This window comes from Salmonella sp. SAL04214 (assembly GCF_046550615.1).
GTDB lineage: Bacteria > Pseudomonadota > Gammaproteobacteria > Enterobacterales > Enterobacteriaceae > Salmonella > Salmonella enterica.
Genome location: NZ_JBGDXT010000010.1, coordinates 79,418 through 91,478 on the forward strand (window position 1 = coordinate 79,418; position 12,061 = coordinate 91,478).

The window sequence follows — 12,061 nt, forward strand, 5'->3', positions numbered from 1 at the left end:
GCGCTATCTCACGCTTTACCGCTTCGCTTCTCGAAACGTATCCAGCCGGGCGTTACCCTTGTCACAAAGTACCGCTTACAAGGAACCGCTATGGCACTGCCCATTATTATTGATTGCGATCCGGGTCATGATGACGCGATCGCCCTCGTTCTCGCCCTCGCCTCCCCTGAACTGGAAGTGAAAGCGATCACCTCTTCCGCCGGCAACCAGACGCCGGAGAAGACCCTGCGCAACGTGCTGCGAATGCTGACGCTGCTCAAACGCCCGGATATTCCGGTGGCGGGCGGCGCGGTGAAACCTCTCATGCGCGAACTGATTATCGCCGATAACGTTCACGGCGAAAGCGGTCTTGACGGCCCGGCGCTGCCCGAGCCGTCATTCGTCCCGCAAAACGGCACTGCCGTTGAGCTGATGGCAAAAACACTGCGCGAGAGCTCACAGCCAGTCACCATCGTCTCCACTGGCCCACAGACCAACGTGGCGCTGCTGCTGAATAGCCATCCGGAACTGCATACGAAAATCGCCCGCATTGTGATCATGGGCGGCGCGATGACGCTGGGTAACTGGACGCCCGCTGCGGAATTTAATATTTACGTCGACCCGGAAGCGGCAGAAATTGTCTTCCAGTCAGGCATTCCGGTGGCGATGGCCGGGCTGGACGTCACCCATAAGGCACAGATTCACGCCGCCGATATCGAACGCTTTCGCGCCATCGGTAACCCGATTTCCACCATCGTCGCCGAACTGCTGGACTTCTTTATGGAGTACCACAAAGACGAAAAATGGGGATTTGTCGGCGCGCCGCTGCACGACCCGTGCACCATCGCCTGGCTGCTGAAACCCGAGATTTTCACCACCGTTGAGCGTTGGGTTGGCGTGGAAACCCAGGGGAAATACACCCAGGGGATGACGGTGGTGGATTATTATTTCCTGACGGGGAATAAGCCGAATGCGACGGTGATGGTCGATGTAGACCGCCAGGGATTTGTCGATTTGCTGGCGGAGCGGCTGCAATACTACGCACAAAGCGCAAAGTAGAATCCAGGGATGAACAGCGATGTTTTGGCGTAACAATAGACCTGAAATCAGCCTGCTACAGCACGATGTAGCCCATATAACGTTTTCAGTACGTAACGGAAAAGCATTGCTTCGTCCCAGCGTTATCCACGATCCCGACTCTTACGCCGGTATTCATACGCTCTCCTGGCATGGCTCGCCGCTGATTCGTTTTTACACTGAAGCCTGGTGCCCAACTTGTGCAGAATTTGTTTATGCCGGTTTTAGCAATGATGATGAAGGCGCCGCGCAGTTTTTATCCTCACTTGCCGAGTGGAATCAGCCAGGAGTCGGGTTGAACGAAGCATTTACCGCCCTGACGCCGCTGTTTTCACTCTTTGCCGATGGTTATTACCGGCTGGAAGAACGCGAACTTTATCCCACAGATGGCAACGGACATTTTTTCTGGGCGGTGGGTAACGAAAAACAACCGAATCCCGCGACCACAGGGCAGTGGATTGCTGACGTGGACTATCACTACCAGTCCGGCGAACCCTGTTTTTTACTGCCAGGCCAGCCCCCATCGCGATTTAACCCACAACGCGCCGGGTATTACCGCGATAAGCCAGAGAGCCACGCGCTGGCCTGGTATATGAATGACAGCTGGCTTTGCGTCCTGCTTGATGGTCACCATAAAGCCACCGCCGCCGCGCTGGAAGGCCGGCCCGTGAAAACCTGGGTCATCAGCCAGCCGGTGGCGATGACATGCTACGAAACGCGGCAGCAATACCTGCGATTTTATGACGGCGAGCGCCTGGAAGCAGCCCAGTTTCAGCGCCGCATCCCCCTGAAAATACAGTACGAAAAACTACCGCCATCCCTTTGGGAGGATTACTTTACTCGCCATGACGGACGTTATACCCGCGTCAACTGGCCGAACGCATTGGCTAACTGCGCAACGCATTATCCCGATCTTGCGGCCTGCGCAGATATTATTGCCGCAGGCGATCTGAGCGAGGCCGGCCTCAACAAAATCATGGCGCAAGGGATCACCGAAGAGGGATTTCCCGCCGTACTGTTACGCGCGCTGTTTTATACCCATTCTCCCTTGTTGATTGATTTTGTCCGTTTTCTGACTCGCGCACCCGGTTATGCTTGCCACTACCCGCTGGCGTTTCGTTTACTGGCCCAGAAACGCACGCCACAGGCCGATGCTTTTTTCCTCGATTTCGCCATCAATGATGACGGCGAGCGCCCGGAGTTAACGAATATTATGGATGAATACTTTCGCCAGGCGTGACATTGATAAAGATCACCACGCCAGAGGGTGGTGTTCTTTATTCTATAAACTCTCTTTCCCGATAAATTAAACGCAATGGATAATGCAACGTTAGCGATTGGTATCGATCTCGGTACCACCAATAGTTTAATCGCCGTCTGGCAAGACGGAGCCGCACAATTAATACCTAATAAATTTGGTGAATATTTAACACCATCCATAATTAGTATGGATGAAAATAAGCAAATCCTGGTGGGAAAACCTGCCGCAGCTCGTAAAACATCTCATCCAGATAAAACCGCTGCCTTATTTAAACGTGCAATGGGCAGTAATACTCACTGGCATTTGGGTGAAGAGTCGTTTAATGCGCCGGAATTATCTTCGCTGGTTTTACGCTCGCTGAAAGAAGATGCGGAAGACTACCTTCAGCAGCCAATCAAGGACGTCGTGATCTCGGTTCCGGCTTATTTCAGCGATGAGCAGCGTAAGCATACACGCCTTGCCGCTGAGCTTGCGGGGTTAAACGCTGTGCGTTTGATCAATGAACCCACGGCGGCGGCAATGGCTTATGGCCTGCATACGCAGCAAAACAGCCGTTCGCTGGTTTTCGATCTGGGGGGCGGAACCTTTGATGTGACCGTTCTGGAATACGCTACGCCGATTATCGAAGTTCACGCCTCCGCTGGCGATAACTACCTCGGCGGCGAAGATTTCACGCATTTGTTACTTGATGAAGTGCTGAAACGCTGGAACCTCGATAAATCAGCGCTGACGGATAGCGATCTGGCTGCGCTGTATGCCTGTGTTGAAGCCGCAAAATGCGCCAGCGGCTCCCCGCTGCGCATGAGCTGGCTTTATCAGGAGCGCGCGCTGGAAAGCACGTTTTATGACGATGAGCTGGAAGCCCTGTGGCTACCGTTGCTCAACCGGCTGCGCACGCCCATTGAGCAGGCGCTGCGCGATTCCCGACTCAAACCGGAGCAAATTGACAGCCTGGTGCTGGTCGGCGGCGCGTCACAAATGCCGCTGGTGCAACGCATCGCGGTGCGCTTATTCGGTAAATTGCCCTATCAAAGTTACGATCCCAGCACCATCGTGGCGCTTGGCGCCGCAACTCAGGCCGCCTGTCGCCTGCGCCATGAAGACGTTGAAGAGGTGATCCTCACGGATATCTGCCCCTACTCGCTGGGCGTGGAAGTCAACCGACAGGGAGTGCCTGGTATTTTCTCGCCCATCATTGAACGCAATACCACCGTTCCGGTGTCAAAAGTGGAAACGTACTCCACCATGCACCCTGAGCAGGACTCTATTTGCGTCAGGGTATACCAGGGCGAAAGCCATAAGGTGAAAAATAATATCCTGATTGATTCTTTTGACGTCATGCTGAAGCCGAACGGGCACATTCAGGCCATTGATATTCGTTTTAGCTACGATATTAATGGTCTGCTGGAAGTTGACGTGCTGCTGGAAGACGGCAAGAGTGAATCCAGAATCATCAGTCACAATGCCACCTCACTGACGACGCAGCAAATCGACGCCAGCCGCGAGCGCCTGCAGGCGCTGAAAATTTATCCCCGCGATATGCTGATTAACCGGACGTTTAAAGCACAGTTAGAGGAGCAGTGGTCACGCGCGTTAGGCGATGAGCGCGAAATGCTGGGGGAGATTATTACCGATTTCGACGCGGCCCTGCTGTCTAATGATATGCAGCGCGTCGATGACGTGCGCCGTCGCGCCTGTGAATATCTGGGTATTGACGAGCCGAAAGCGCCGTAACGGCGCTTTCACTGCCCCTGTTCAGAAAAAATGGAAGAATCGATTTAACGCGCAGACAATCAACGCGATCAAACCGACAATCTTCATGATTTTCATCACCCCGCCAGATTCCGCCTGACGGGGGGCTTCGGTTTTCGCTTCAGAAGACAATTTTTTCTCAGCCGCCAGCCTGAGCTCTTCCGCCAGCTCCTTTTTGTCGCGAATATCGCCTGGCTTCATGGCGATTTTAGATGACAATGCCTGCGTTATCAGCGCCTCCAGCGGACAGGCTTGCCCCTCCTCCAGCCGGATCAGCAGGCGAAAAAAGGGCTTTTCTTTGGGAAACGCTTCCAGCACCACCTGCTCCGCCGTCCGGTACAGATCCAACAGCGGCGTTTCGGGTTCCCCCTGGGTACTCAGCCGTGAATTTGCCCACGCCATCGCTTTTCGCTTATAAAACAGGGAGTCAACAAATGAACGCCCCAGCGGTGATAACCTACCGCTGTGCAAAATGTCGGCCCACAGTAAACGCGTGCGCGCACTTTCACCGGGCACATATTCGGCATCCGCCATACAGCGCGCTTCGACCGCCATCACCGCCAGCGGGAAGAAATCAGGCCGGTGCTGGCGGCACCAGCCCAGCAACAGGTCGTCCGCCTGCGTGGAGGGGTAACGCTGCCAGAAATCGCAAAGATCGGCCAACAGGCTTTCTCCTTCGCCGCAGAGCAAACGCTGTTTGCAAAGGTAATAGTGCGCATCTTCGTTATCCGGCTCCGCGGCCTGCCAGCGACGAGCAATATCGACCAGTTCGGCCATGCCCCACTGCTCGGCGCTAAACCAGTGTAATAGTTTACGATGCAGCTGTTTATCATCGGGAATTATCCAGGCTCCCTGAACCTGTAGAGCGTCGGCAAAATGTTCGGGATAAAAGCGCCAGATACGCTCAAGCTTAAAAAAGTAGGCGTCAGTTTGGTCTTGAACAACAAGAGGCAATTTGGCCAGACTTAGCAGATCAAACGCATCGCCCCGCTTTACGGTCTCCAGAAATGCTTCCAGCTCTTCTCCCTCAGCATCATCGTCCGCTTCCTGCGGCTGCCAGTTCAGACGCTGCGCCAACAATGCCAGGCAAGACAGCGAGATCGTTTCCGTTTTCATGGCGATGTCGCACAACTGCCAGCGCAGCTTATCTATCTCATCCATTGAACACTGGTTCAATTGCTGAATAAATTTCTGCCATGCCGAGGGCTGAAAGCGATCGCGCTCTGATGCCAGCAATTCTCTGAACGCCACCAGTATTTCATGTTCGTCGCTCACCTCTTCCGTTTTTGCGTCCTCCGCAGGCGAGGCGGCCCAGTGCTGCGCTTCTTCATAGGCCTGGCGCAATCGCTTAAAACCCTGCGGATCGCTCTCAGGGTGGAATGAGGGCAACAGGGCAAGATAAGCCTGACGGATACATTCCAGATCGGTGGTAGGTTCAATGCCCAGGATTTCCCAACAGATATTCATAAATCGCTCACTCCTTTAAGCGTTTCCGGGCATGTCGGTTGTTCGTTGAGCGGACGCCACGGTAGCTGCGCATAATAACTCTCTGTCGTAGAGGCCAGTTCATTAAACATCCGCGCGCCTGAAGCGTCGTACTTTAGGTGAGCGAAATATGCCTGTATGGTGTCCCCTTTAGCCTGCCAGTACAGCCGACCCAACGAATAGGCGGCAAAATATTGCGTCCAACCGTCGTAAAAATAGTACGCCCGCGCATAGATACGCGATTGCAGCCACAGGCTTTCCTCTTCCGTCAGCCATTGATTCAACACCCCCATCCGGCATAAAAACCCCATACGCACATAGTCCCAGGCTTTAATGCCGCCGCGACCGCAGCATAGTGCGGTTTCGGCAACAAATCGCGCATAAATCTGGCCCTGCTCGCCAAACTGCGCGGTAAATTCGCGCCATTGGCGAGGAGATAGCGTAAACCAGCGGATATAAAAGGGAGCCAAATCTGCCGCATGACCATCGTCCGTCATCCGATAGATGGTTTGAATAAGATCTTCACGGTTATCAATCCCCCATGAATCGGAGAGATCGACAGCAGGAATTCCGGTATACATTGCTGGAGAGGTATGCGAAGGCTCATTGCCGATATATAGCACCTCCATCGGCGTGGAGAGCGCAAAAAGTAAATATTGTTCTTCCTTGTCCATATTCGATATCCCTAATGCATAAACTGGCGTAATACATGGCCGACAACGCCAATAAATAAAATGATTTTAATCACCTGCCAGAGGCCAAAGCCGCCGCCAGATTCCTCCGTACTCGGCGAAGTCACCGTCGTCACCGGTTCTTCATCTGCGACTACAGCTTCACACGGTGTGGCGACAGCCGCAGCCCGCCCCAGCAACCCGCGAATAACCAGCGCTTCCAGCGGACAGATATCCGGCGCATCAAGCTTCGTTACCAGACTCTGTAACAATGCCGCTGACGGCTCCTCGGCGCACGCCAGGCTATCCGCCACCTGATACAACAGCCAGTATGGATGCTGGCTATGCGCCTCACTCACCGCTGGCGCGCCATAATTCAAACGCCGCGCAATAAAACTTTCGCTTAGCGGCGATAATGCGCCGCTGTGCAGCGCCTCGGCCCACAGCAAGCAGGAACGGGCGCTGGAGCCGGGAATATACAGCAGCGGTTCGCCATCGATATCGACCTGCTCGCGCGTCTCAACCGCCATCACCAGCAGCGGGAAAAAGTCCGGTCGATGCTGACGGCACCAACGCAGCAACAGATCGTCAAGCTGGGTAGAAGGATGCGCCCACCACTGCGCGTAAAGTTCTGGCAGCAGGCTATCGCCTTCACCGCAGAATACGCGCTGGGCTAAGTAGTAATAACCCGGCGTCTGGCTATCGGGTTCGGCTTCCTGCCATGTCAGGGCGACGGGCAGCAGCTCCGCGACGCCAAGATGCAGGGTGCTGAACCAGCGTAACAAGCGTCGTTGAAAGCGTAGATTGTCCGGGATAATCCACGGGCCGTGCTGGGCCATAAGTTGGGCGAAATAGAGAGGATGCTCGAAAAAGGTGTTGTCCAGGGCATCATAAAAAGCAATGGTCTGGTTTTGTACCGCCACTGGCAAATGCAGCAATAGCGAATAATCAAACAGGTCGCCACGGCGGATTTCAAACAAAAGATCCTCCACCTCCTCGGCATCGACATCTCGATTATCACTCCCCTGTTCCCAGGCCAGGCGATCTGACAGCAGTTTCAGACACGAGTACGAAACAGGAAAGGTCTTCATCGCGATAGCGCACAGCCACCAGCGCGATTTTTCGACCTGTGAAATCGATAATTTATTGATCTGTTGGATAAACTCCTGCCATGCCTGCGGCTGAAATCGCCGTTCGCCATCCGCCAGCAAATCACCGAATATCTCCCTGAGATAATTCACCCACGGGGTATCGGGATCCTCATCAACCACCGTAATGGCGGGCGATGTTGTCCCCTGCAATGCATTCTCATAGGCTTCTCGCAATTGCTTAAAACCCTGCGGATCGGTTTCCGGATGAAATGACGGCAGCAGCGCCAGATAAGCCTGACGAATGGCGTCGGTATCCGTGGTGGCCTCAATGCCAAGGACTTGCCAACAGGTTTTCATAGATCGCTCACCTCCTGAAGCGTGTCCGGGCATTCAGGGTAATGGGGCAGGTAGCGCCACGGCAGCGTGGCGTAAAAACTGTCCTTCCCGGCGATCAGCTTATTCATCATACGTCGCCCCGCGTCATCAAACTCCTTACGGGCGAATGTCTCGCGTAGCAACGGTAGGTTATCGCCATTCCGTAACTGCCAGTACAAACGCCCGGTGTAATAAGCGCTGAAATATTGCAACCAGCCGGAATAATAGCTGAGCGCACGAAGCTGTATCCGCGACTGCAGCCACAGGCTCTCCTCTTCCGTCAGCCATTCATTGAGCACGCCCATGCGGCAGAGAAACCCCATCCGCACATAATCCCAGCTACGAATACCACCTTCGCCGCAACACACGGCGGTATCAGCGACGAATCGGGCATAAATGCGATCTCCCTCATCCAGCGCGTCGGTATACTCCTGCCACTCCTGCGGCGCATACCTAAACCAGCGGCGATATAGCCATTCCAGTTGTGTGGCATGACCGTCATCCGTCATGCGGGAAATGGTCTGAAGCAGTTCATCGCGATTTTCAATACCCCACGACGATTCAAGATCGAAACGTTTTACACCTAAATACATTTTCGGTGACGAATGTGAAGGTAAACAGTCCTCGTTCAATACTTCCATCGGCGAGGAAAGTGCAAAGAGTAAATATTGTGATTCTTTATCCATAATAAATCGCCAAAATATATTCACACCACAAATAAAAACGCAATTGAAAACTAAAATAGAGTACAACAAAGACAAATCGCAATATATTATTAATCTAAAAAACAATGGCGGGATAAATTAAAAAATGAATCATTCCATAACCAGTCATCCCTGCGACAACGTATCTTTAGCACAATTAACCGAACTGGCGCAGTCAGGAAATAGTGAAGCTCAATATATATTAGGCCGTTTATATAATGACGAACGTATAGATGGCAGCGAAGAGGATAAGCTCTCTTTTTATTGGCTACAGCAGGCGGCCGAGCAAGGGCATTGCGAGGCGCAATATTGGCTCGGCTTACGATACAAAGACACGCCTACCGACATGAAAGATAATACGCTGGCTTTATTCTGGTCAGAAAAAGCCGCACAGCAAGGACACCGACACGCTTTCAACACATTAGGCTGGGTTCAGGAAGGAGAAACCGGGATGGCTCCAGATTATGCCCAGGCCGTTGCCTGGTATCGCAAAGGAGCAGAACAGAGCCACAACCTTGCGCAATATAATCTCGGGAGAATGTATCATTCAGGAACTGGCGTAGAGCAAAATGATACACAGGCACTCTACTGGTTTAAACAGGCAGCATTACAAGGCCATTGCGCCAGCCAGGAAAGACTGGCGTATATGTATGGCAATGGGAAAGGATGTCGGAAAAATTTATCCCTTGCCGCCCTTTGGTACAAGAAGAGCGCGCTACAAGAGAGCAGCTACTCGCAATATCAGATGGGCTATTGTTATTACATCGGAAAAGGTATCAAACAAGATTACCAGCAGGCAATATACTGGTTTCGAAAAGCGGCAGACCAGGGTGACGATGATGCCTATAACAGTATCGGCTGGATGTACAAATGCGGTCATGGCGTCGAGCAAAATTATTCGCTAGCACTGGAATGGTTCCACAAATCAGCAGAATGTAACAATTCATCGGGCTGGTACAACCTCGGATGCATGTACAGAGATGGATACGGTACCGCACAAGACCTACAACAAGCGCTCTACTGGTTCAAAAAAGCACAGCCCACGGGCAAATGGAACGTCGACGAAGAGATCCGCAAACTGGAAGCCCAACTGCACGCTTAACATGGCGGACGGCAACCGTCCGCTCACGATAATGAACCTTACGGCTCAAACGGCCTGCGCTGGAACTGATCGTGCCCACACTTCGGGCAGAGCGGCAGCACATCCGGCGTGTAAACCGCCAGATGATAGTGGCATTTCTCGCACACCAGATTCCCCAACCCCACCACTTCGCCACTGTGATACACGCCGTGGTGATTCAAATCCTGGAAGACTTCACGCCATTCCAGCTGGGTTTTGTCGGTAATATCCGCCAGTTCCTGCCAGAGACTCTCTTTAATCACCCGCAAGAAGACGCTATCTTCCTGGCTCTCTTCGTAGCTCATGGCGAACTCTTCCAGATCGCGTCTGACAGCGCGCGTCAGTTCGTCCACCTCGGTTCGCGTTAACTCCCCTGTTTGCATCACGCGCTGGCGCGCCTGCTCCACCAGCGCATCAATGTCGCGCTCGCCATTGCGTAAACGCTCGCTTAATGAGGCCACCAGTTCACGGTAATATTGAGCAACCTTGTTCATCACTTCACCTCTTGGATCGTTAACTGCCTATAATAATAGACGTTATTTGCGTTACGCTTTGCAAGGCTGCCCACAGAGTCTGTAAATTCTTGTCAGGCCGACTCGCGTATCCAGCGCGTCAGCGAGGTACGATCGACATTTAACCGTTTCGCCACTAACGATTTATTATCCCTTTCCGCCTCTAATAATTTTCTCAAAATACGCAGGCGAATCGTTTTATAATCGCCAGCCAGCATCTGGCAGTCGTGGCAGGTAGTTGGCTCGCGTCGGCTCCCCTCTTCCAGATCGTCCAGCAAGAGGCGGCCCTCATCCAGCGTTGCCGGGGAGTGATCAATAGAGAGCACCAGCCGTTCGATAATATTGCTTAACTGCCTGACGTTTCCGGGCCAGGCGAAGCGCTGAAGCTCTTGCCACAGCGCCGGGGTTAACGTTAGTGCCGGGCGTTTATAATGCTGGCTGAAACTGGTAAGCAGCGACAGGCCGATGGCTTTGATATCCTCCGGACGTTTGCGTAGCGGGATGGTGGTCACTTTTAATACGTTAAGCCGATAGTAAAGATCTTCGCGAAATGTCCCGTCCGCAATGAGCTTCGTTAACGTCTGATTGGTCGCCGCAATCACGCGAATATCAACAGGTATCATCTGGTCTGAGCCCAGCCGCATAATCTGCCGCTCCTGCAATACCCGTAATAAGCGCGTCTGTAGCGGTTTATCCAGTTCGCTAATCTCATCCAGAAAAATGGTACCGTGATGCGCTAATTCAAACAGGCCTATTTTGCCTTTCGGCGACGCGCCGGTAAATGCGCCGGCGACATAGCCAAAGAGTTCGCTCTCCAGAATCTGAGGGGCCATCGCGCCGCAGTTAATGGCGACAAACGGGCCGTTGACGCGTTGGCTGGCATTATGAATACTTTGCGCCAACACCTCTTTCCCCGTCCCGCTTTCGCCATTAATTAAGATAGTCGCGTCCGTACCGGCATAATTTTTAATGATCGCCAGACGACGCAGCATTTCCGGGTTTTCGGTAAGCAGATCGTCGAAATGATAGCGGGCGCTCAAGCCGCGGCGAGACAGTTCCTGGCGGCGAACATGATGTTCCGCCCCCTGTAAACTGGAGACGGTTTGCATCGTCAACACCACCCGGCTTAACTGTCTGGCCGCAAATACCGGATACAGATTAACCACCATCGCGCCTTGCGGCGTATCGACGACTTTCGCGCTGACGGTTTTTCCCTCGCGTAATGTATGCCGCTCCTGGAGCAATACCTGTTTCAGGAAAGACGCGTCATAAATTTCACCGGAGGCGTTAATTTTAAAAAGTTGGCTCGCATATTTATTGTAATGCAGTAACGCGCCGGTATCATCAAGCGTGATAACAGCTTTATCAAACTGATCGAGAATCAGCTGCAGATGATGACGCTCGAGTAATTGGCTGCGAAAAGCCAGATATAATGAGCGGGCTTCTTCCAGAGCTTCGGTTATTGAGGCAGGGCTGGAATCAAGTAAACGGAATTGCGAGCCCAGCGGTGAAAAATAATCCTGACAAACGGTATCGCCAACAATGCAATCTAATGGCGTGGACGCTAATTGCCGCTTCAGGCAAGAAATCGTTTCTTTATCATTTCCCTGTAAGGTAAAAATTTTATAGTTAATATTTAACTGTTCCGCTACGCGCGCGCATCCTTTGATCACACTGGAAAAACCGACAATACCGACAGTGCCTTTTTGTCCTTTAAAAGGGATAAGCGCATCAAGAATGTCGTAGCCGGACATTTTAATTTCGACTACCGGTAATTTACTGTGCTTTTTTAATATTTCCGCACAGCCGCCACGACTAATCAGTACCTGGTGCCCACGAGACTCTAATAAAGGTAGCTCATCCAGGATACGATTAAGCGTCGTTTGATGAATAGTGACGGCGTAATCCAACTGCGCGACCAGCGCCTCGGCAGCCTTTGCCAGTTGCGGATAAGGAGAGACAAAACAGAGAGGAGATGCGGCTATATCTTTCGTCTTATTCATCACTCACCATCCTGTTGGTTTATGAACGGGC

Annotated in this window: 10 protein-coding genes; 4 read left to right on the forward strand and 6 right to left on the reverse strand. The window is 52.6% G+C overall.

The window, feature by feature from the left end; translation table 11 throughout:
• The first annotated feature begins 90 nt into the window (after window positions 1-90).
• The 3 genes from rihA to hscC all read left to right on the forward strand — a co-directional run bounded on the left by rihA (window position 91) and on the right by hscC (window position 4,051).
• Window positions 91-1,038, forward strand: a complete 948-nt coding sequence (rihA, locus tag ACLJQD_RS16980; protein ID WP_017441668.1) for a pyrimidine-specific ribonucleoside hydrolase RihA — start codon at window positions 91-93, stop codon at window positions 1,036-1,038.
• 19 nt (window positions 1,039-1,057) lie between these two features.
• Window positions 1,058-2,296, forward strand: a complete 1,239-nt coding sequence (locus tag ACLJQD_RS16985) for a hypothetical protein (RefSeq protein ID WP_017441667.1) — start codon at window positions 1,058-1,060, stop codon at window positions 2,294-2,296.
• A gap of 75 nt (window positions 2,297-2,371) precedes the next feature.
• Window positions 2,372-4,051 (forward strand): molecular chaperone HscC, encoded by a 1,680-nt coding sequence (hscC, locus tag ACLJQD_RS16990; protein WP_000368026.1) that lies wholly within the window; start codon window positions 2,372-2,374, stop codon window positions 4,049-4,051.
• A 21-nt stretch (window positions 4,052-4,072) separates the two neighbouring features.
• Here the strand turns inward: hscC and ACLJQD_RS16995 are convergent, their stop codons facing one another.
• From ACLJQD_RS16995 to ACLJQD_RS17010, 4 genes are read right to left on the reverse strand one after another with little or no spacing between them, the layout of a single operon-like run.
• Entirely contained in the window at window positions 4,073-5,536 is a 1,464-nt protein-coding gene (locus tag ACLJQD_RS16995; RefSeq protein ID WP_017441666.1) for a J domain-containing protein, read from the reverse strand.
• Window positions 5,533-6,228 carry a DUF1266 domain-containing protein gene (locus ACLJQD_RS17000; protein WP_000356624.1) on the reverse strand — a complete coding sequence of 232 codons (696 nt, stop codon included), beginning with the start codon at window positions 6,226-6,228 and terminating at the stop codon, window positions 5,533-5,535. Before ACLJQD_RS17000 ends, ACLJQD_RS16995 begins: the two co-directional genes overlap by 4 nt.
• An 11-nt stretch (window positions 6,229-6,239) precedes the next feature.
• Window positions 6,240-7,673 carry a J domain-containing protein gene (locus ACLJQD_RS17005; protein ID WP_017441665.1) on the reverse strand — a complete coding sequence of 478 codons (1,434 nt, stop codon included), beginning with the start codon at window positions 7,671-7,673 and terminating at the stop codon, window positions 6,240-6,242.
• A complete protein-coding gene (locus tag ACLJQD_RS17010; protein ID WP_001534204.1) occupies window positions 7,670-8,377 on the reverse strand; it encodes a DUF1266 domain-containing protein in 708 nt (235 codons plus the stop codon). Before ACLJQD_RS17010 ends, ACLJQD_RS17005 begins: the two co-directional genes overlap by 4 nt.
• Window positions 8,378-8,501: 124 nt before the next feature.
• Here ACLJQD_RS17010 and ACLJQD_RS17015 point away from each other — a divergent pair, with 124 nt between their 5' ends.
• Window positions 8,502-9,497, forward strand: coding sequence for a tetratricopeptide repeat protein (locus ACLJQD_RS17015; protein ID WP_001016627.1), 996 nt, complete (start codon window positions 8,502-8,504; stop codon window positions 9,495-9,497).
• A gap of 38 nt (window positions 9,498-9,535) precedes the next feature.
• On the opposite strand, the gene ACLJQD_RS17020 is transcribed toward ACLJQD_RS17015, so the two are convergent.
• On the reverse strand, window positions 9,536-10,009 hold the full coding sequence (locus ACLJQD_RS17020; RefSeq protein WP_001044885.1) for a zinc ribbon-containing protein: 474 nt from the start codon (window positions 10,007-10,009) through the stop codon (window positions 9,536-9,538).
• Window positions 10,010-10,101: 92 nt separating this feature from the next.
• The gene (locus ACLJQD_RS17025) at window positions 10,102-12,030 is read right to left on the reverse strand and encodes a sigma-54 interaction domain-containing protein (RefSeq protein ID WP_017441664.1); all 1,929 of its coding nucleotides are present in this window, start codon (window positions 12,028-12,030) and stop codon (window positions 10,102-10,104) included.
• Window positions 12,031-12,061: the final 31 nt, after the last annotated feature.